Origin of the sequence: Arthrobacter bussei, from assembly GCF_009377195.2 — a bacterium.
In the GTDB taxonomy this organism is placed as follows: domain Bacteria; phylum Actinomycetota; class Actinomycetes; order Actinomycetales; family Micrococcaceae; genus Arthrobacter_D; species Arthrobacter_D bussei.
This window is the reverse complement of record NZ_VJXX01000002.1, coordinates 462,853-482,542: the sequence shown is the minus strand read 5'-3', so window position 1 is coordinate 482,542 and position 19,690 is coordinate 462,853. Positions and strand designations below refer to the sequence as shown.

At 68.6% G+C, this 19,690-nt stretch carries 16 protein-coding genes; 8 read left to right on the top strand and 8 right to left on the bottom strand.

Going from position 1 to position 19,690, the window contains the following annotated elements:
• The first annotated feature begins 99 nt into the window (after positions 1–99).
• A complete protein-coding gene (dnaE, locus tag FNH21_RS10420) occupies positions 100–3,645 on the top strand; it encodes a DNA polymerase III subunit alpha (RefSeq protein ID WP_338403237.1) in 3,546 nt (1,181 codons plus the stop codon).
• A 12-nt stretch (positions 3,646–3,657) separates the two neighbouring features.
• Here dnaE and FNH21_RS10415 read toward each other — a convergent pair whose 3' ends face one another.
• Positions 3,658–4,266, bottom strand: coding sequence for a flavin reductase (locus tag FNH21_RS10415; RefSeq protein WP_152814911.1), 609 nt, complete (start codon positions 4,264–4,266; stop codon positions 3,658–3,660).
• A gap of 53 nt (positions 4,267–4,319) precedes the next feature.
• Here FNH21_RS10415 and FNH21_RS10410 point away from each other — a divergent pair, with 53 nt between their 5' ends.
• From FNH21_RS10410 to nrdR, 3 genes are all read left to right on the top strand, one after another.
• Positions 4,320–4,847: a hypothetical protein gene (locus tag FNH21_RS10410; protein ID WP_152814907.1), complete on the top strand. Its 528-nt coding sequence runs from the start codon at positions 4,320–4,322 to the stop codon at positions 4,845–4,847.
• 83 nt (positions 4,848–4,930) lie between these two features.
• Positions 4,931–6,328: a histidinol dehydrogenase gene (gene hisD / locus FNH21_RS10405; protein WP_338403236.1), complete on the top strand. Its 1,398-nt coding sequence runs from the start codon at positions 4,931–4,933 to the stop codon at positions 6,326–6,328.
• 111 nt (positions 6,329–6,439) lie between these two features.
• Positions 6,440–6,937 (top strand): transcriptional regulator NrdR, encoded by a 498-nt coding sequence (gene nrdR / locus FNH21_RS10400; protein ID WP_055772236.1) that lies wholly within the window; start codon positions 6,440–6,442, stop codon positions 6,935–6,937.
• Between the two features lie 185 nt (positions 6,938–7,122).
• On the opposite strand, the gene ppgK is transcribed toward nrdR, so the two are convergent.
• A complete protein-coding gene (gene ppgK / locus FNH21_RS10395; protein ID WP_152814905.1) occupies positions 7,123–7,935 on the bottom strand; it encodes a polyphosphate--glucose phosphotransferase in 813 nt (270 codons plus the stop codon).
• A gap of 78 nt (positions 7,936–8,013) precedes the next feature.
• Positions 8,014–8,892, bottom strand: a complete 879-nt coding sequence (gene map / locus FNH21_RS10390) for a type I methionyl aminopeptidase (RefSeq protein WP_152814902.1) — start codon at positions 8,890–8,892, stop codon at positions 8,014–8,016.
• Positions 8,893–9,032: 140 nt separating this feature from the next.
• Here map and FNH21_RS10385 point away from each other — a divergent pair, with 140 nt between their 5' ends.
• A complete protein-coding gene (locus FNH21_RS10385; protein WP_152814899.1) occupies positions 9,033–9,191 on the top strand; it encodes an SPOR domain-containing protein in 159 nt (52 codons plus the stop codon).
• 18 nt (positions 9,192–9,209) lie between these two features.
• Here the strand turns inward: FNH21_RS10385 and panB are convergent, their stop codons facing one another.
• Positions 9,210–10,094: a 3-methyl-2-oxobutanoate hydroxymethyltransferase gene (gene panB, locus FNH21_RS10380; RefSeq protein WP_152814897.1), complete on the bottom strand. Its 885-nt coding sequence runs from the start codon at positions 10,092–10,094 to the stop codon at positions 9,210–9,212.
• 260 nt (positions 10,095–10,354) lie between these two features.
• Here panB and glnA (FNH21_RS10375) point away from each other — a divergent pair, with 260 nt between their 5' ends.
• Together glnA (FNH21_RS10375) and FNH21_RS10370 are read left to right on the top strand one after the other, a co-directional pair.
• The gene (gene glnA, locus FNH21_RS10375) at positions 10,355–11,695 is read left to right on the top strand and encodes a type I glutamate--ammonia ligase (protein WP_152814895.1); all 1,341 of its coding nucleotides are present in this window, start codon (positions 10,355–10,357) and stop codon (positions 11,693–11,695) included.
• Between the two features lie 38 nt (positions 11,696–11,733).
• Positions 11,734–14,745 carry a bifunctional [glutamine synthetase] adenylyltransferase/[glutamine synthetase]-adenylyl-L-tyrosine phosphorylase gene (locus FNH21_RS10370; RefSeq protein ID WP_152814893.1) on the top strand — a complete coding sequence of 1,004 codons (3,012 nt, stop codon included), beginning with the start codon at positions 11,734–11,736 and terminating at the stop codon, positions 14,743–14,745.
• Between the two features lie 78 nt (positions 14,746–14,823).
• Here FNH21_RS10370 and glnA (FNH21_RS10365) read toward each other — a convergent pair whose 3' ends face one another.
• On the bottom strand, positions 14,824–16,248 hold the full coding sequence (glnA, locus tag FNH21_RS10365; RefSeq protein WP_055772222.1) for a type I glutamate--ammonia ligase: 1,425 nt from the start codon (positions 16,246–16,248) through the stop codon (positions 14,824–14,826).
• Between the two features lie 254 nt (positions 16,249–16,502).
• Here glnA (FNH21_RS10365) and FNH21_RS10360 point away from each other — a divergent pair, with 254 nt between their 5' ends.
• On the top strand, positions 16,503–16,940 hold the full coding sequence (locus FNH21_RS10360; protein WP_191931845.1) for an RDD family protein: 438 nt from the start codon (positions 16,503–16,505) through the stop codon (positions 16,938–16,940).
• Positions 16,941–17,086: 146 nt separating this feature from the next.
• On the opposite strand, the gene FNH21_RS10355 is transcribed toward FNH21_RS10360, so the two are convergent.
• From FNH21_RS10355 to lipB, 3 genes are all read right to left on the bottom strand, one after another.
• A complete protein-coding gene (locus tag FNH21_RS10355) occupies positions 17,087–17,839 on the bottom strand; it encodes a DUF4191 domain-containing protein (RefSeq protein ID WP_152814889.1) in 753 nt (250 codons plus the stop codon).
• A 70-nt stretch (positions 17,840–17,909) separates the two neighbouring features.
• The gene (gene lipA / locus FNH21_RS10350) at positions 17,910–18,911 is read right to left on the bottom strand and encodes a lipoyl synthase (protein ID WP_055772215.1); all 1,002 of its coding nucleotides are present in this window, start codon (positions 18,909–18,911) and stop codon (positions 17,910–17,912) included.
• Positions 18,908–19,672 (bottom strand): lipoyl(octanoyl) transferase LipB, encoded by a 765-nt coding sequence (lipB, locus tag FNH21_RS10345; RefSeq protein ID WP_152814887.1) that lies wholly within the window; start codon positions 19,670–19,672, stop codon positions 18,908–18,910. Before lipB ends, lipA begins: the two co-directional genes overlap by 4 nt.
• Positions 19,673–19,690: the final 18 nt, after the last annotated feature.

Genomic DNA, 19,690 nt, shown 5'->3' with positions numbered 1-19,690 from the left:
GTGCACCGCTCTGGGCCGTCGTCGCGAGACACGCCGGCAGGACCTTGCACGACGCTGCTGGAGGCAGCCGGAGGCCCTGTCCGCCACTAGACTCGGACGGTGGCTACTCCTGCATCGACCGATTCGTTCGTCCATCTCCACAACCACACCGAGTACTCGATGCTCGACGGCGCGGCCCGCCTGACGGACCTCTTCAGCCATACCGAGGAACTCGGGATGAAGGCCCTCGCGACCACCGACCACGGCTTCGTGTTCGGGGCGTTCGACTTCTGGAGCAAGGCCAACAGTGCCGGCATCAAGCCGATCATCGGCGTCGAGGCGTACCTGACCCCGGGGACCGCGCGCAACGACCGCACGCGCGTCCAGTGGGGTGGCGGCGGGCGCGACGACGTCTCCGGTGCCGGTGCGTACACCCACATGACCCTGTGGTCAGAGACGACCGAGGGCATGCACAACCTCTTCAGGATGTCCTCGCTGGCCTCCCTCGAGGGCTATCTTTACAAGCCGCGCATGGACCGCGACCTCCTGCAGACCTACGGCAAGGGCCTGATCGCGACGACCGGCTGCCCGTCCGGTGAGGTGCAGACGAAGCTGCGGCTCGGCCTCTACGACGAGGCGCGGCAGGCGGCCTCGGACTTCCGGGACATCTTCGGTGCGGAGAACTACTTCTGCGAGCTGATGGACCACGGCCTCGACATCGAGCGGAATGTGAAGGCCGACCTCATCCGGCTCGCCAAGGATCTCGGCCTGCCGCTCGTCGCCACCAACGACCTCCACTACACGCACGCCGAGGACTCCAAGGCCCACGCCGCGCTGCTGTGCGTCCAGTCCGGCTCCACCCTGGCCGATCCGAAGCGGTTCAAGTTCGACGCGGACGAGTTCTACCTGAAGTCGCCCGCCGAGATGCGCGCCATCTTCCGGGACTACCCGGAGGCGTGCGACAACACCCTGCTGATCGCCGAGCGGTGCGAGGTCGAGTTCAACACCAAGGCGAACTACATGCCGAGGTTCCCCGTCCCGGACGGGGAGAACGAACAGTCTTGGTTCGTCAAGGAGGTCGAGACAGGACTGCAGTTCCGCTACCCGGCAGGCGTGCCCGACGACGTCCGGAAGCAGGCCGAGTTCGAGGTCGGCGTCATCACCCAGATGGGCTTCCCCGGCTACTTCCTCGTCGTCGCCGACTTCATCAACTGGGCCAAGAACAACGGCATCAGGGTGGGCCCGGGCCGTGGCTCGGGTGCCGGGTCGATGGTCGCGTACGCGATGCGCATCACGGACCTGGACCCGCTCAAGCACGGCCTCATCTTCGAGCGGTTCCTCAACCCGGAGCGCGTCTCCATGCCCGACTTCGACGTCGACTTCGATGATCGTCGCCGCTCCGAGGTCATCCGGTACGTCACCGAGAAGTACGGCGACGAGCGCGTGGCCATGATCGTCACCTACGGCACCATCAAGGCCAAGCAGGCGCTGAAGGACTCCTCCCGCGTCATGGGGTATCCCTTCTCGACGGGAGAGCGCCTCACCAAGGCCATGCCGCCGGACGTCATGGGTAAGGGCCTCGCCCTCGCGGACGTCCACAACAAGGACGCCAAGCGCTACTCGGAAGCCGAGGAGCTCCGCGAGCTGCTGAAGACCGACGCCGACTCCGAGAAGGTCTTCGAGACCGCCCTCGGGCTCGAGGGACTCAAGCGCCAGTGGGGCGTGCACGCCGCCGGCGTCATCATGTCCTCGGACCCCCTGATCGACATCATCCCGATCATGCGCCGTGAGCAGGACGGCCAGATCATCACGCAGTTCGACTACCCCACGTGCGAGGGCCTCGGACTGATCAAGATGGACTTCCTCGGCCTGAGGAACCTGACGATCATCACGGACGCCGTGGAGAACATCAAGGCCAACAAGGACACCGACCTGGTCCTCGAGGACCTGGAGCTCGACGACAAGGACTCCTACGAGCTCCTGGCGCGTGGCGACACCCTGGGCGTCTTCCAGCTCGACGGCGGTCCCATGCGGTCACTGCTGAAGCTCATGCGCCCCGACAACTTCGAGGACATCTCGGCGGTGCTGGCGCTGTACCGGCCGGGCCCCATGGGCGTGAACTCGCACACGAACTACGCGCTGCGGAAGAACGGGCTGCAGGAGATCGAGCCCATCCACCCCGAGCTCGAGGGCCCGCTCGAGGAGATCCTCGGCGGCACCTACGGCCTGATCGTGTACCAGGAGCAGGTGATGAGCGCCGCGCAGAAGCTGGCGAACTTCACGCTCGGCCAGGCGGACATGCTCCGCCGCGCGATGGGCAAGAAGAAGAAGTCCGAGCTGGACAAGCAGCAGGCCGACTTCTTCGCGGGGATGAAGGCCAACGGCTACTCCCAAGCGGCCATGGACAAGCTGTGGACCGTCCTCGAGTCCTTCTCCGACTACGCGTTCAACAAGGCGCACACCGCGGCCTACGGGCTCGTGTCCTACTGGACGGCCTACCTGAAGGCGCACTACCCGGCCGAGTACATGGCCGCACTCCTGACGAGCGTCGGCGACGACAAGGACAAGCTCGCCATCTACCTGAACGAGTGCCGTCGCATGGGGATCACGGTGCTGCCCCCCGACGTCAACGAGTCGAGCGTCAACTTCACCCCGGTCGGCAAGGACATCCGCTTCGGTATGGGGGCCATCCGGAACGTCGGCGCGAACGTCGTCGGGGCGATGGTCGGTGCGCGCGAGGAGAAGGGCGCCTTCTCCTCGTTCAGCGACTTCCTGCAGAAGGTCCCCGCCGTCGTCTGCAACAAGCGGACCATCGAGTCGCTCATCAAGGCGGGCGCCTTCGATTCGCTGAAGCATCCGCGCCGGGCGCTGGCGATGATCCACGAGGAGGCGGTCGACTCCGTGATCGTCCTCAAGCGGAACGAAGCGGCGAACCAGTTCGACCTCTTCAGCGCGTTCGACGACGACGGCGGCGGCCTGGGCGCGGGCGGACTGTCCGTGGAGGTGCCGGACCTGCCCGAGTGGGACAAGAAGGACAAGCTGTCCTTCGAACGGGACATGCTCGGGCTCTACGTCTCGGACCATCCGCTCCAGGGGCTCGAGGGCATCCTGAGCAACCACGCGGACTCGTCGATCCCCTCGATCATCAGCGAGGAGGGCCCGGCCGACGGTGCGATCGTGACGATCGCCGGGATGATCACGTCCCTGCAGCGCAGGATCGCGAAGAACAGCGGCAACGCCTACGCGCGCGCCGAGGTGGAGGACCTCGCCGGATCCATGGAGGTCATGTTCTTCGGCCAGGTCTACGGGCCGATCTCGGGCGTCCTCGCGGAGGACCTGATCGTCGTCGTGCGCGGGCGCCTGCAGCGCAGGGACGACGGCGCCGTGATGCTGAACGCGCAGGAGCTCTCCGTGCCGGACCTCAGCGAGGGCCACTCGGGGCCCGTGGTCATCTCGATGCTGCAGCACAAGGCCACCGAGACGGCGGTGACGGCCCTCGGCGACGTCCTGCGGACGCACCCGGGTACCAGTGAGGTCCTGATCCGCCTGAACGGTTCACGCAAGGTGGAGGTCATGAAGCTCGGGGTCGACCTCAGGGTGAATCCGACCCCGGGCCTGTTCGGCGACCTCAAGGTCCTGTTCGGACCGGCCTGCCTGGACGCCTGAGCGGAACCGGCGTCAGATGACGTAGTCGGTGGCCGTCGGGGTCCCGTAGCTGCCGCCGTGGTAGAGCAGGGGGGCGCCGTCGGCGCCGATGCTGCCGGCGACAACCTCGGCGACGACCACGGCGTTGTTCTCGAACGAGAGGCGCATGCTGATCCGGCCCACGAGCCACCCGGCCACGTCCCTGAGGATGGGGACGCCCTCGGGTCCGGGCTCCCAGTGGTCGCCGGTGAAACGGTCCTTCGTGCGCGCGAACCGGTTCGCCAGGCCCTCGTTCTCGGTGCTGAGCATGTGCACGCCCACGAAGTTCGTGTTGGCGACCGCGGGCCACGAGGAGGACGTCCGTGCCATGTTGAACGAGAACCGTGGCGGCTCGGCCGAGAGTGACGCCACGGAGGTGGCCGTGAAGCCGAACGGGACGCCGTCGTAGGTCGCGGTGATGATGGCCACGCCGGCGGCGTGCCGGCGGAACACCTCCCGGAAGGACTCGGCATGGGGTTCGGCGAAGGCGGGCAGGTCCGGCGCTGCACTCGGGTTGGTCACGTGGTTCCTCCGGGGTTCGACGGCGGGGACGGCGCGTGCGCTGATGGTCCCGCCGAGGAGGAGGGTACGTCGCGCTGCCATCACCACCCTAGGCGCGGTCCCCGGTGACGGGAGGGTTTGTTAATGTAGAAGTCATGCGCGCCAGCCAGGGACCGGATACGGGTTCGAGCAGTTACCCTCCTCCCGTCTACGCGGTCGCCGAGGACCGGCGGTCGGTACCGCCCGCCGGAGTCTTCTGGTGGCTCGGTTCGACGATCCTGCTCGGAGCGATCCTCGGTGCGGCCTGGTGGCTGCTCGCTCCGACGGGGCGCCTCTTCGGCGATCCCGAGGACGCCCAGCAGTGGGTGCTGCGTGACCTGACCCTCGCGGGATTGCAGATCCTGGCCGGCATCGCGGTCGGGACCGTCGTCGCCGTGCGGCTCCGGCTGCCGGGCGTGGTCGCGCGGATCCTCGCCGCCGTCGGCGGCTCCGTCCTCGGGTCGCTGCTGGCTCTCGGCGTGGGGGAGGGCCTGGCGCTGATGCTGGGACCCCACGGCCGGGAGGACCTCCCCGGGTCCGGCTTCATGCTCCACTCCTACGGAGCGCTGGCACTCTGGCCGGCCGTCGCCGCCGTCATCATCTTCGTGACGGCGCTGATCGGGCTCGCGCGCCGGAAGGCCTGACCACCGGCTGACCACCGGCTGACCACCGGCTGACCATCGGCTCTGCCGCGTCGCGCCGCCACCGCTCCCGATAGACTTCACGGGTGACTTCCGCGCCCAGCACCCCGACCACCGTCGCCTTCCGCACCATCGATCTCCGCGGCCGGGTGCTTACCCCGGGGGAGTTGAGGAACGCCATGCCGCGGCCCGCGGCCAGCGCCTCATCCTCCGAGAGTGCCGTCCAGGCCATCATCGACGATGTGCGCGCTCGGGGTCTCGACGCGCTGCGCGACTTCGCTCTCCGCTTCGACGGCGTCGAGCAGGACCACCCGCGCGTGCCTGCCCACGTGATCGAAGCGGCCGTGGCGGGTCTCGACGACGACGTCAGGCTCGCCCTGGAGGAAGCCATCCGCCGCGCACGCATCTTCGCGAAGGCCCAGGTACCTGCGGACGTGGAGGTCGCGATCGCGCCCGGTGCGACCCTGCGGTCCCGGTGGGTCCCCGTCGACCGCGTCGGGCTGTATGTCCCCGGTGGCCTCGCGGCGTATCCGTCCTCCGTGGTGATGAACGTGGTGCCGGCCCAGGCCGCCGGCGTCGGTTCGATCGCCCTCGCCTCGCCGCCGCAGAGGGATTTCGGCGGCTGGCCGCACCCCGTCATCCTCGCAGCGGCGTCCATGCTCGGCGTCACCGAGGTGTACGCCATGGGAGGGGCGCAAGCCGTCGCGGCGCTGGCCTACGGAGTCCCCGGGGCATCCGCCCTCCCGGCCGGGTCGGACGCGACCGGCTCCGGCTCTGGAGCGATCGACCCCGTGAACGTCATCACCGGCCCAGGCAACGTCTTCGTCGCGACGGCCAAGCGCCTCGTCCTCGGCGCGGTGGGCATCGATTCCGAGGCCGGTACCACCGAGATCGCCATCCTGGCGGATGCGGGAGCGGATGCCGATCTCGTGGCCGCGGACCTGGTGAGCCAGGCGGAGCACGATCCCCAGGCGGCATCGGTTCTGGTGACGGACTCCGGGGACCTGGCGACGGCAGTGGTCGAGGCTTTGCAGGTGCGGGCCGCCGCCACCCGGCACGCCGACCGGGTGAGGACCGCCCTCTCGGGGCCGCAGTCGGGCGTGATCATGGTCGACGACGTCGAGCACGGCATCGCGGTCTGCGACGCCTACGCCGCGGAGCACCTCGAGATCCAGACAGCGGACGCCGCGCGGGTCGCCGACCGGATCCGGAACGCCGGTGCCATCTTCGTGGGCGCCTACAGCCCCGTGAGCCTCGGTGACTACTGCGCCGGTTCCAATCACGTCCTGCCGACCAGTGGCACGGCGTCCTTCGCCTCCGGACTCAACGTCACCACGTTCCTGAAGATCGTGCAGCTCGTGCACTACGACAGGGACGCGCTCCGTGAGGTGTCGGGGTCCATCCTGTCCCTCGCCGAGGCGGAGAACCTGCCGGCGCACGGCGAGGCCGTCTCGGCACGCTTCCCGGCGGATGGAGTGGTCTAGAACCCGCCCCCGGTGCCGCTGCCACTACATGTGGTAATGACACGGTTGTAGTTTCCCCATATCTAGTCCTAGACTGATCCGGTCGAGCGTCGACGAGAGGAAAGGGGAGCCGTGTACTGTCCGTACTGCCGCAACCCGGACTCCCGCGTCGTCGACAGCCGATTGGCCGACGACGGGTCGGCGATCCGCAGGCGGCGCCAGTGCCCGCAGTGCGGCCGCCGCTTCAGCACGGTCGAGACCACGAGCCTCAGCGTGATCAAGCGTTCCGGCGCCGGCGAGCCCTTCAGCCGCTCGAAGATCATCAACGGCGTCCGGAAGGCGTGCCAGGGCAGGCCCGTGACGGAGGACGATCTCGCCCTTCTCGCCCAGGAGGTCGAGGAGAGCGTCCGCGCCAGCGGGGTGGCGGAGATCGACGCCCACGAGGTGGGCCTCGCCATCCTCGAGCCGCTGCGCAAACTGGATCAGATCGCCTACCTGCGGTTCGCCAGCGTCTACCAGGGCTTCGAGTCCCTCGAGGACTTCGAGGAGGCCATCGGAACCCTCCGCCAGCAGGCGAAGGACAACGCACGTGTCCCCTCGGGGGCGCAGCGACCGTTGACGGCGCAGTAGCGCCCATCAGACCCCGGTGGTGGCTGCGGAGGGGAAGCCGACGCCACCACCGGTTCCACGTCCGGTTCCGCCCCCACGGGCGGCGGACGCACAGGAGCCCGGTACGGATCGATTCCGTACCGGGCTCCTGTGCTGTCGGGCAGGTCGTCCATGCCGTTCCTGCCCGCGCTGGCAGGAACGAGGGGTCAGGCCTTCGGCGTGAAGAGCAGCGCCGCCTGGAGGGCGCCGCCCACGATCCCTGCGTGGTTCTTGAGCTGTGCAGGGATGATCGGGGTCCGTAGCTCGAGCGAGGGCAGGTACTCGCTGCTGCGCTTGGAGATCCCGCCGCCGACGATGAACAGCTCGGGAGAGAAGAGGAACTCGACGTGCGAGAAATAGCGCTGGAGCCGCACGGCGTACTCGTCCCAGTCGATGCCGTCCCGCTCGCGGGCTACGGCGGACGCCTTCGTCTCGGCGTCGTGGCCGTCGATCTCGAGGTGCCCGAGTTCCGCGTTCGGCACGAGCTTGCCGTCGAAGATGAAGGCCGAGCCGATGCCGGTGCCGAGCGTGATCACCAGGACCGTGCCCATCTTGCCCTTGCCCGCACCGTAGCGGACCTCGGCGAGTCCGGCCGCGTCGGCGTCGTTGATGACGTGCACGTCGCGTCCGAGCACCCTCGTGAAGAGGGCGTCGACGTCGGTGTCGACCCAGCTCTTGTCGACGTTCGCGGCGGAGCGGGCCACGCCGTGCTGGATGATCGCCGGGAAGGTCACGCCGACCGGGACCTCCGCCGCGGGTCCCTCGGGGCGGGAGGACAGCTCCGTGACGATCTGCGCGACGACCTCGGCGACGGCTTCGGGAGTGGAGGGCTTGGGTGTGGGGATGCGGTACCGCTCGCCGACGATCACGCCCTTCTCGAGGTCGACGATGCCGCCCTTGATCCCGGTCCCGCCGATGTCGACGCCGATGACGGTCGCGGGGAGCTTCTTCGACTTCTTCTTCTCGATGTCCTTGGCCATGATTCTCCGTTGAGGTGGTTCGGCGCGAGCCGGAGGGGTGGGGTACAGCGTGCAAGCAGGACCAGCGGGGCGGCTGCGCTAGGGCAGGGTGAGGATCTCCGCACCGCGGTCGGTGACAACGAGCGTGTGCTCAAACTGCGCTGTCCTCTTCCGGTCCTTCGTGACCACGGTCCAGTCGTCCGCCCACATGGTCCAGTCGATGGTCCCGAGGGTGAGCATCGGCTCGATGGTGAAGACCATGCCGGGCTCGATGACGCGGTTGTAGGCGGGAGCGGCGTCGTAGTGCGGGATGATCAGGCCCGTGTGGAACGCTTCTCCGACGCCGTGCCCGGTGAAGTCACGGACAACACCATAACCGAAGCGCTTCGCGTAGGACTGGATGGTACGGCCGATGACGTTGATCTCGCGTCCGGGAGCGACGGCCCGGATGGCCCGCGCGAGCGACTCCCGGGTGCGCTCCACCAGCAGGCGCGACTCCTCGTCGACGTCCCCGATGCAGAACGTGTGGTTGGTGTCCCCGTGCACACCGTCCTTGTAGGCGGTGATGTCGATGTTGAGGATGTCGCCGTCCCTGAGCTCCGTGGAGTCCGGGATGCCGTGGCAGATGACCTCGTTCAGCGAGGAGCACAGGGACTTCGGGAACCCGCGGTAGCCGAGCGTCGACGGATACGCACCGTGGTCGAGGATGAACTCGTGACCGATCCGGTCGAGGAAGTCGGTGGTGACGCCGGGCTTCGCGTGCCTGCCGACCTCGACGATCGCCTGCGCGCCGATCCGGCCGGCCGTACGGATCTTCTCGATGACCTCGGCCGTCTTCACCTCGGAACCGGTGAACGGGGCGGGTGCTGCCCGTCCCACGTATTCGGGCCGCGCGATGCCCGGCGGGACGGGGCGCTGCGGCGAGACCGTACCGGGCGTCAGGGTCCCGAGGGGAGCGGTGACGGAAGACTGGGGCATACCCTTGATCCTATAGCGGGCCCGCCGGGACGGCCGCCCGGACAGGTGGTGCGGCACGGTCCCTGGGCATCCCGGCGGTGGGGCCGCGAAGCCGCACACCGATCCGGGCCAGCGATGGCCGGAGAGAGCAGGAGGTCGACATGACGGAGTACTGGTTCAATGTCCGCACCCGTGAGGTGGAGGAGGACCGGCAGTCGGACTGGTCGCAGCTCATCGGGCCCTACGCGACGCGAGCCGAGGCCGAGAAGGCGCTCGAGAAGGTGCAGCAGCGCAACGACGCCTGGGATCGGGACGACTAGTAGCCCGGGCGGTCGAGCCTAGAAGGTGTGCTCGGGCCCCGGGAACGTCCCCGAGCGCACGTCGTCCGCATAGGAGCGGGCCGCATCGGCGAGGACGCTGCGGACGTCCGCGTACTGCTTGACGAACCTCGCCTGCCGCCCGCCGCGGAGCCCGGCCATGTCCTGCCACACCAGCACCTGGCCGGTGGTCCCGGGTCCGGCCCCGATGCCGATCGTGGGGACCCGCACCGCGGCGTCCACGGCGTCGGCGGTGGCGGCGGGCACCATCTCCATCAGGACGCAGAACGCACCCGCCTCGGCGAGGGCGACGGCGTCGTCCACGATCCGCTGAGAGGCGTCACCCCGGCCCTGCACCCGGTACCCGCCGAGTGCGTGCTCGCTCTGCGGGGTGAAACCGATGTGCGCCATGACGGGGATGCCGGCGCGCACCAGTGCCCGGACGGTCTCGGCGTAGTCGGCGCCGCCCTCCATCTTCACGGCGTGCACGAGCCCCTCCTTGAGGAGCCGTACCGAGGATTCGACGGCCTGCTGCGGGGAGACCTCGTAGCTGCCGAACGGCAGGTCGGCGACGACGAGTGCGCGCTGGGCGGCCCGGCTCACGGCGCGGCTGAAGAGGATCATCTCGTCCAGGGTGATGGGCAGGGTCGTGGCGTGTCCGAGCACATTGTTGGCCGCCGAGTCACCGACGAGGAGGACCTCGATGCCGGCCTCGTCGAACACCTGGGCGGCGTACTGGTCGTACGCCGTGAGCATCGCGAAACGCGTGCCCTGCTCCTTGGCCTGCTGCAGGTGGTGGATCCGGATCCTGCCGGGCGCCTTCGCCTCGCCGACGGGACCAGCAGGCGCGGCAGGTGCGGCAGCAACGCCTTCTCCGTAGGGTGCTGGCAGTTCGGCGGATGTCATGCCACGAGACTAGCGGACCCCTGCCGCCGCTTTCCTCCGCCCATCCGCCCATCCGCCGGAGGAAACCCTGCGTTAATACCGGCACGCCACACTGGGCGGGGCCGCACCTGATGTGTGCGACCGTGTCAGTAGAGTATTCACGGTGGTCCGCGCACCGGTGTCCCGGTCTCCGCATCGGCCGCACGCGCACGACGCCGGACAGGGACAGCCCGCCGCCCATCGGGGCGGCCCGGGCAACGAGGCAAGGAATGAGGGTGGTCATGGACCGGCAGCAGGAATTCGTACTGCGCACCATCGAGGAGCGCGACGTGCGCTACGTGCGCCTCTGGTTCACCGACGTCGTCGGTTCGCTGAAGTCCGTCGCCCTCGCCCCGGCCGAGGTGGAGGGCGCCTTCGAGGAGGGCCTCGGCTTCGACGGCTCGTCGATCGAGGGCCTCGCCCGGGTCTACGAGTCCGACATGCTGGCGCAGCCGGATCCCTCGACCTTCCAGATCCTGCCCTGGCGCGGCGACAAGGAGCAGACGTCGCGGATGTTCTGCGACATCCTGACACCCGACGGGCAGCCCTCCACCGCCGATCCCCGCGGAGTGCTGAAGAAGACCCTGGCCAAGGCGGCCGACATGGGTTTCACCTGCTACACGCACCCGGAGATCGAGTTCTACCTGCTGAAGTCCGCTGACGTCGGTGCGGACGGCCAGCCCGTCCCCGTCGATCAGGCCGGCTACTTCGACCACGTACCGGGCGGCGTCGCCCAGGACTTCCGCCGCACCGCCGTCGCGATGCTCGAGTCCGTGGGGATCTCGGTGGAGTTCAGCCACCACGAGGCGGGACCGGGCCAGAACGAGATCGACCTGCGCTACGCCGACGCGCTGCAGACCGCCGACAACATCATGACGTTCCGTACGATCATCAAGGAGGTCGCGCTCACGTCCGGCAGCTACGCGACCTTCATGCCGAAGCCCTTCTCGGAGCACCCGGGCTCGGGTATGCACACGCACTTCTCGCTGTTCGAGGGCGACACCAACGCGTTCTACGAGGCGGGCGCGGAGTTCCAGCTGTCACAGACCGCACGCCACTTCATCGCGGGCATCCTCCGGCACGCCCCCGAGTTCACGGCCGTCACCAACCAGTTCGTGAACTCGTACAAGCGCCTGTGGGGTGGCGGGGAGGCTCCGAGCCACCTCGCCTGGGGCCACAACAACCGCTCGGCGCTGGTGCGCGTGCCCCTGTACAAGCCGAACAAGGGGCAGTCGGCCCGCATCGAGTACCGGGGCATCGACTCCGCCAGCAACCCCTACCTGGCCTACTCCGTGCTGCTCGGTGCCGGGCTCAAGGGCATCGAGGAAGGGTACGAGCTGCCGCCCGCGGCCGAGGACGACGTCTGGAGCCTCACCGCGGCCGAGCGCCGGGCGATGGGCCACGACCCCCTGCCGGCCAGCCTGCACGACGCCATCCGCGTCATGGAGGACTCGGAGCTGGTCGCCGACATCCTGGGCGAGCAGGTCTTCGAGAACTTCCTGCGCAACAAGCGCGCGGAGTGGCACGACTACCGCATCCAGGTCACGCCCTACGAGCTGCGACGGAACCTCAACATCCTCTAGGTGCGGCCGGGCCATCGCTGCGTGGCTAGTGTTGCCTCATGAGCCTCAACCGCAAGCTGATCAGTTACGGGTTCGCGGACCTCGAGAAGAGCCGGCGGTTCCTCGACGCGCCGGAGCTGCAGGGGCTCAACGACGACGCACTGTTCGCGGGCCTCGCGGTCGCCGCGAACCCGGATCTCGCCCTCCAGTCCTTCGTCCGGCTCCTGGCCGCGCGCCGTGCCCCGGTCGAGGCGACCTTCTCCGACGAGGGCAGGCGGTCGGCCCTGTTCCGGCTGCTCGGAGCCTCCGAGGCGCTCGGCGAGTTCCTCATGCGCCATCCCGAGCACCTCGACGTCGTCGTGCCCGGTCCGGCCGCGCCCCGCGTCGTGGAGGCCGCGGATCTCCGGACGGTCCTCCTCCAGGCGGTGCAGGCGGACCCGGGGGAGGACAACCCGGTCGCCGGGGTCACGGGGGTGGACGCCCACCGTGCGCTCAGGATCGCCTACCGCCGGCAGCTGACGGATCTCGCGGTACGCGATCTCGGCCACTGCGCGCCGGTCGACTACCTGCCCGTCGTCGCGCGTGAACTGGCCGACCTCGCCGCTGCGGCGCTCGAGGCGTCGCTGGCCGTCGCCCGGGCCGAACTCGGGGAGGTGTACGGGTCCGATGTCGTCCGGCGCGTGCGCCTCGCCGTCATCGCCATGGGCAAGTGCGGCGCCCGTGAACTGAACTACATCTCCGACGTCGACGTCGTCTACGTGGTGGAGGGTGACGACCTCGACGACGCGACACTGACCCGGATCGGCACCGGTCTGGCCTCCGGTATGTCCCGCGGGGTCTACTCGCCCGGCCCGGAGCCGGCGCTCTGGGAGGTCGACGCGAACCTCCGTCCGGAGGGCAAGGACGGCCAGCTCGTCCGTACCCTCGAGTCCCACGTGTCCTACTACCGTCGGTGGGCGAAGACCTGGGAGTTCCAGGCGCTGCTGAAGGCGCGCGCGGTGGCGGGCGATCTCGAGCTCGGCCGCCGTTACGAGGAGGCGATCGCGCCCTTCGTGTGGGCGTCCTCGCAGCGTGAGGGTTTCGTCGAGGCCGTGCGTGCCATGCGGCGCAGGGTGACCGACAACATCCCGCGGGAGGAGGAGGCCCGCCAGCTCAAGCTCGGCCCGGGCGGACTGCGCGACGTCGAGTTCACGGTGCAGCTCCTGCAGCTGGTGCACGGCCGGCTCGACGATTCGCTCCGCGTCCGGGACACGGTCTCGGCGATCGCCGCGCTCAGCGCTGCCGGGTACATCGGGCGGTCCGATGCACTGGACCTCGACGACGCCTACCGGTACCTGCGCGTGCTCGAGCACCGGATCCAGCTGGTCCAGATGCGCCGCACCCACCTGATGCCGGAGGACGAGACCGCGCTGCGCTCCCTCGCCCGGTCGTCGGAGGGCTGCATGGTGACCGTCCGGCCCAGTGCCCAGAGCCTGCACGAGAAGTGGCAGCGGACGCGGCGGCTCGTGAAGCGGCTGCACGAGGCCATCTTCTACCGGCCGCTGCTCAACAATGCGGCCACGCTCCGGCCGGAGGACGTCCAGCTGACGGCCGAGGCGGCGCAGGCACGCCTGGCCGCGCTCGGGTATCAGGACCCGCGTGGCGCCATGCGGCACATCGAAGCGCTCACGGGCGGCCTGCGCCGGCGGGCGATGCTGCAGAAGCAGTTGCTGCCCATCCTCCTGGCGTGGTTCGCTGACGGCGTCGATCCCGACGCCGGGCTCCTCGGTTTCCGGCGGCTCAGCGAATCGCTCGGCGAGAGCCACTGGTATCTCGGGATGCTGCGCGACTCGAACGCCGCCGCCGAGCGGCTCTGCGCCGTCCTGTCGAGCAGCAGGTTCATCACGGACCTCCTCGAGGTGTCACCGGAGTCCACCCAGTGGCTCGGCTCGGACAGCGCGCTGGTACCCGACACCTTCGAGGCGCAGTGGCAGGAGATCCAGTCCAAGATGTCCCGGCATCCGGAGCCGGGCGAGGCGATCCGGCTGATCCGCTTGATCAGACGCCGCGAGCTGCTGCGGATCGCCATCGCCGACAGCTCCAGCCTCCTCACCCAGGCGCAGGTCGGGGAGGCCCTGGCCGACGCCGATCGCGCCGCCGTGCTCGGCGCACTGCATGTCGCCGAGAAGGAGCTCACCGCCCGCGGTGAACCGCGGCTGACCGACGTCGTCGTCATGGCGATGGGGCGGCAGGGCGGCAGGGAGATCACCTACGGATCCGATGCCGACGTCATCTACGTCCACCGGCCCCTCGAGGGCGCGGACGCAGCGGCCGCGCAGCGGCAGGCCGAGGGGATCGTGGCCCGGCTGGCCGCCCTCCTCACGCAGCCGTGCAGACCTCCGGTGCTGGCCGAGCGCGTGCTGGAGATCGACGCGGCGCTCCGCCCCGAGGGCAAGCAGGGCGCGATGGTGCGGTCCATCGACAGCTACCGCGAGTACTACCGCCGCTGGTCGCTCGTGTGGGAGGCGCAGGCCCTGCTGCGGGCGAGGCCGCTCGCCGGCGACGACGGACTCGCCGCCGAGTTCGTGGCCCTCATCGACCCCGTGCGCTACCCGCAGGACCTCGGCGAGATGGAGGTGCGGGAGATCCGGCGCGTGAAGGCCCGGGTGGAGGCGGAGCGGCTCCCGCGCGGGGCCGACCCGTCGCGGCATCTCAAGCTGGGCAGGGGAGCCCTCAGCGACGTCGAGTGGCTCGTGCAGCTGCTGCAGCTGCAGCACGCGCACGCGGTGCCGGGCCTGCGCGTGCAGTCCACCCTCGCAGCCCTGGACGTCATCGCCGCGGAAGGACTCCTGCCCGCCGACGACGTCGACACCCTCCGGGCCGGCTGGAACCTCGCCACACGCATCCGTGCGGCGAACGTCATCTGGAGCGGCCGCGGTTCCGATCTCCTCCCGTCCCCGCGCCGCGACCTCGAGGCGGTGGCGCGCTGGTGCGGGTACGGTCCGGGCAGCGGCTCGGACCTCGAGGAGGACTACCTGCGGATGACACGGCGGAGCCGGGCCATCTTCGAGCGGCACTTCTACGGGTACTGAGCAGCGCTGCCCGGACACGACGACGGCGGCTCCCGTCCGGGAGCCGCCGTGGCGGTCGATCAGGTGGTGCGGCGCGGATCAGACGCCGTAGTACAGCTCGAACTCGTAGGGGTTCGGGCGCAGCGAGAGCGGCTTGATCTCCATCTCGCGCTTGTAGTCGATCCAGGTGTCGATCAGGTCCTGCGTGAAGACGTCACCGGCCTGGAGGAACTCGTTGTCCGCCTCGAGGGCCAGCAGTGCCTCCTCGAGGGAACCCGGCGCCTTCTGGATGTCCTTGGCCTCCTCGGCAGGGAGCTCGTAGAGGTCCTTGTCGATCGGCTCGGCCGGCTCGATCCGGTTCTTGATGCCGTCGAGGCCGGCCATGAGCTGCGCGGCGAAGGCGAGGTACGGGTTCGACGAGGGGTCCGGCGCGCGGAACTCGATGCGCTTGGCCTTCGGGTTCGAGCCCGTGATGGGGATGCGGATGCCGGCGGAGCGGTTGCCCTGCGAGTACACCATGTTGACCGGGGCCTCGAAGCCCTTCACGAGGCGGCGGTAGGAGTTGACCGTCGGGTTGGTGAAGGCGAGGACGGCGGAGGCATGCTTGAGCAGGCCGCCGATGTACCAGCGGGCCGTGTCCGAGAGCCCGGCGTAGCCGCGCTCGTCGTAGAACAGGGGCTGGCCGTCGGCCCACAGCGACTGGTGGCAGTGCATGCCGGAGCCGTTGTCGCCGAAGATGGGCTTCGGCATGAAGGTTGCCGACTTGCCCCACGCGTTGGAGACGTTCTTGACGATGTACTTGAACTTCTGCAGGTCGTCGGCTGCATGTGTCATGGTCGTGAACTTGTAGTTGATCTCGGCCTGTCCGGCACCGCCCACCTCGTGGTGCGAGCGCTCGACCTCGAGGCCTGCCTTGTCCAATTCCACGCAGATGGCGTCGCGGAGGTCGGCCTGCTTGTCAACGGGGGAGACGGGGAAGTAGCCGCCCTTGAAGGGGGTCTTGTTGCCCAGGTTCCCGCCGACCTCTTCGCGGCCGGAGTTCCACGGTGCCTCGATGGAGTCGACCTTGTAGAAGCTGCCCTGCGGGGAGGACTCGTACTGCACGTTGTCGAAGATGAAGAACTCGGCCTCGGGGGCGAAGAACGCCGTGTCCGCGATACCGGTGGAGGACAGGTACGCCTCGGCGCGCTCGGCCACGCTGCGGGGGTCACGGTGGTAGGGGTCACCCGTGCGGGGGTTCACGATCGAGAAGTTCAGGGCGAGGGTCTTCTCGGTCCGGAACGGATCGACGAACGCCGTCGTCACGTCCGGGATGAGCTGCATGTCCGATTCCGCGATGCCCTGGAAACCACGGATGGAGGAGCCGTCGAAGAGCTGACCGTGGATGAAGAAGTCAGCATCGACCGACTTGGCGGGGACGTTGAAGTGCTGCTGCACCCCCGGAAGATCGGTGAAACGGACATCGACGAACTTGATGTCTTCATCGGCGATGAACTTGAGGACCTCGTCCGCATTCTTAAACATCGATTCATGCTCCTAACGCATGGCTGGGGTGGAATCCGGCGCCAGCGCGTGCCCCTGCACCGCACGGGAAGTCACGGGCTCTGGCAGGATGGAACGCTGCCGCCGACTCGTCACAACTGTAGGAGCGGGCAGTTTCTCGCTGGTATCGCTCGTGTTTCCGGGACGTTACGTGACAGGAACTGCGCTCCCCACCCTAGCGTCTCCGGTGCGGCAGGAGCATAATGGGCCCCGCGCGGGACCGGTACGCTGGGGACGTGGTGAACAGACGAGACCTCGGTGCGTGGATGGAGGGCCCCGCGCCCTCCGGCAATCAGCAGTGGCCGGGGCAGCGCCTCGGGCGGCCCGAATCCGGCCCCGGCTCCATAGCGCGTTTTGCGCCGCGGGCTGCGGCGCTCCTGATCGACTGGGTGCTCTGTTCCCTCCTGTCGGCTGCGTTCTTCGGCTACGACGGGTTCGCCACGCTGTACATCTTCCTTGTCGAGCAGGTCCTCCTGGTAGGGTTCTGCGGCTACAGCATCGGGCACCGGATCCTGCGGATGCAGGTGCAGACACTGGACGGGCAGCCGGCCGGGTACCTGACGGCACTGATCCGCAGCGTCCTGCTGTGCCTCGTCATCCCGGCGCTGATCATCGATGTCGACCAGCGCGGCCTGCACGATCGCGCCCGTGCCACGGGTCTCTTCCGGATCTGATCCCTCCCATGGCCTCGGGCGTCCGGCGCAGCGCGAGTGCATAGCCGGACGTCGGTGCAGGGCCGGGCCTTCCGATACCTTCCGTGCGTCATACGAAAAGCCCCTCCCGTTTCCGGGAGGGGCTTTTGTGGTCTCATGTCGGGTGCTCAGCGGCCGCGCATGGCCTTGCGGTCCGGGCGAGCCTTGAAGGGATCCACACCCTTGGGGATGGGAAGCTTCGTGCCGAGAGCCGTCAGGCGCTTGTCCACGGCGTAGACCTCCTGCTTGGTCAGCGTCTTCTTCAGTTTCTGGACGGCCTTGGGGACCTTCGAGAGCGGCACCTGGCGATCATCCCGCCCGGTCTCGATGACGTGGACCGGGACGTTGGGGATGATGCGGGCCATCTTCCGCTTCTCCCCGTCGACGAGCTGCTTCACACGCGTCGACGGACCTTCGGACACGAGGATCACTCCGGGCCGGCCGATGACGCGGAACACGGCATCCTGCGTGCGGGGATTCACCGCTACCGGCTGCTCCTGCAGGATCCAGCCTCTCCGGAGCACGCTGAGAGCCGCGCCTGCCGCCCCTGGGCGTCCTTCGATCTGCGAGAAGGCCGCCCTCTCGGCCCGCCTGGAGAGGATGAAGATGGCGGCGAGGAACGCCAGCGGCACCGCGATGATCATCAGCGTGATGACGTTGTTGATGAGCAGGCCCACGAGGAGGCCGACGGCGATGATGCCGATGAAGGCCAGCAGCATGAACCAGACGACGCTCGGGTCGTTGCGGCGGGTCATCGCGAAGACTTCCCGGATCTGCTTCATCCGCCCGGGCTTCTTCGGCCCCTTGTCCGCCTTCGGCTTGCGGGAGAACAGACGGCGCTTGGGCGTGGGTGAGCCTGAGGGATCGATCGCGTGTGACATAGTCCCTCGATTCTACGGGATGGTCGGAGCGCTCACCCCGGCGCCCACGGACACGGGAACGGGTCGGGTGTCACCCGGCGAGGAGAGACGATGCTTCCTGCATCGCCGAGCCCGAATCGTCGAGGTGCGCGAGCTCGGCGGGGAGCTCGAGTCCCTTCCTGCGCATGGCCCGTGCCCAGAGGCGGCCCGCCCGGTAGGACGAACGGACGAGGGGCCCGCTCATGACCCCGAGGAAACCGATCTCCTCGGCCTCCTCGCTCAGCTCGACGAACTCACCGGGCTTCACCCAGCGGTCGACGGGTAGGTGGCGTTCGCTCGGGCGGAGATACTGCGTGATGGTGATGAGATCGCAGCCGGCGTCGTGCAGGTCACGCAGGGCTTCCGAGATCTCCTCGCGCGTCTCGCCCATGCCGAGGATGAGGTTGGACTTCGTGACCATGCCGCGGTCCCGGCCCTGCGTGATGACATCCAGTGAACGCTCGTACCGGAAGGCAGGCCGGATGCGCTTGAAGATGCGGGGTACGGTCTCGACGTTGTGGGCGAAGACCTCCGGCGCCGCATCGCAGATGGCCGCGATGTGCTCGGGCTTCCCGGAGAAGTCGGGAATGAGGATCTCCACACCCGTCCCGGGGTTCATGCTGTGGATCTGGCGGATGGTCTCCGCGTAGAGCCACACACCTTCGTCCGCGAGATCGTCACGGGCAACCCCGGTCACCGTCGCGTAGCGCAGGTTCATCGAGCGCACGGACTGCGCCACCTTGAAGGGCTCGCTGCGATCCAGCGGCTGGGGCTTGCCCGTGTCGATCTGGCAGAAGTCGCAACGCCGCGTGCACTCGGAACCTCCGATGAGGAAGGTCGCCTCGCGATCCTCCCAGCACTCGAAGATGTTCGGGCACCCGGCCTCCTCGCAGACGGTGTGCAGCCCTTCCTTCTTCACCAGGTTCTTCATGGCGACGAACTCGGGGCCGATGTTCACCTTGGCCTTGATCCAGTCCGGCTTGCGTTCGACGGGCGTCTCGGCGTTACGCGCCTCGATGCGCAGCATGCGGCGGCCCTCGGGTGCAAGGCTCACAGTGAAGCTCCTTCTGGCTGGGTTTGACGGGCACGGCCGATCGTGTCGGGGCCCGCTGTGTCTGCCGTCCCGGCGATCACGTCGGGGGTCGATCCGGATAGCTCGATGGCATCAGCGCGTACGAGCACCGCCTCATTCTTGCGCAGTTCGGCCTCGATGAGTGAAACGACGTCCGCGGGCTCGACGGTCCGTCCGCATTCCGCCGAGATCGAGGTCACTCCCGCATCGCTGATGCCACACGGGACGATCTGCTGGAAGGGAGCGAGATCGTTGCTGCAGTTGACGGCGAAGCCGTGCATCGTCACGCGATCCTTGACCCGGATGCCGATCGCCGCGATCTTACGGGCGGGCGCCGTGCCGGACGCCGGCAGCCAGACGCCGGATCGGCCGGCGATCCGGACTCCCTCGACGCCGAAGTGGGCGAGGGCGGCGATGATGACCTGCTCGAGGACGTCGACATAGTCGGCGATCCTCGCTGGATCGCGCAACGCGAGGATGGGATAGCCCACGAGCTGACCCGGCCCGTGCCACGTGAGCTTGCCACCGCGATCCACGGCGATGACAGGAGTTCCGTCGAAAGGTCGCTCGTGATCCTCGGTCCGTTTACCGGCGGTGTAGACCGCCGTGTGTTCGAGCAGCAGCACGGTGCTGGGTGCGGCGCCGGCGACGACGTCCGCGTGCAGCGCCTTCTGCATCTCCCAGCCCTGCGTGTACTCGATGTAGTCGGGAGCGAGGCCGACGCGCGACAGTACGAGAGTCATGGCGCAAGCCTAGTCCCG

Bases quoted from the DNA above. Each gene is read 5' to 3' on its own strand.
- FNH21_RS10415 (WP_152814911.1), bottom strand. From the start codon at position 4,266: ATGGCAGCGCGACGTACCCTCCTCCTCGGCGGGACCATCAGCGCACGC.
- FNH21_RS10410 (WP_152814907.1), top strand. From the start codon at position 4,320: ATGCGCGCCAGCCAGGGACCGGATACGGGTTCGAGCAGTTACCCTCCT.
- ppgK (WP_152814905.1), bottom strand. From the start codon at position 7,935: ATGGCCAAGGACATCGAGAAGAAGAAGTCGAAGAAGCTCCCCGCGACC.
- map (WP_152814902.1), bottom strand. From the start codon at position 8,892: ATGCCCCAGTCTTCCGTCACCGCTCCCCTCGGGACCCTGACGCCCGGT.
- FNH21_RS10385 (WP_152814899.1), top strand. From the start codon at position 9,033: ATGACGGAGTACTGGTTCAATGTCCGCACCCGTGAGGTGGAGGAGGAC.
- panB (WP_152814897.1), bottom strand. From the start codon at position 10,094: ATGACATCCGCCGAACTGCCAGCACCCTACGGAGAAGGCGTTGCTGCC.
- glnA (WP_152814895.1), top strand. From the start codon at position 10,355: ATGGACCGGCAGCAGGAATTCGTACTGCGCACCATCGAGGAGCGCGAC.
- FNH21_RS10370 (WP_152814893.1), top strand. From the start codon at position 11,734: ATGAGCCTCAACCGCAAGCTGATCAGTTACGGGTTCGCGGACCTCGAG.
- glnA (WP_055772222.1), bottom strand. From the start codon at position 16,248: ATGTTTAAGAATGCGGACGAGGTCCTCAAGTTCATCGCCGATGAAGAC.
- FNH21_RS10355 (WP_152814889.1), bottom strand. From the start codon at position 17,839: ATGTCACACGCGATCGATCCCTCAGGCTCACCCACGCCCAAGCGCCGT.
- lipB (WP_152814887.1), bottom strand. From the start codon at position 19,672: ATGACTCTCGTACTGTCGCGCGTCGGCCTCGCTCCCGACTACATCGAG.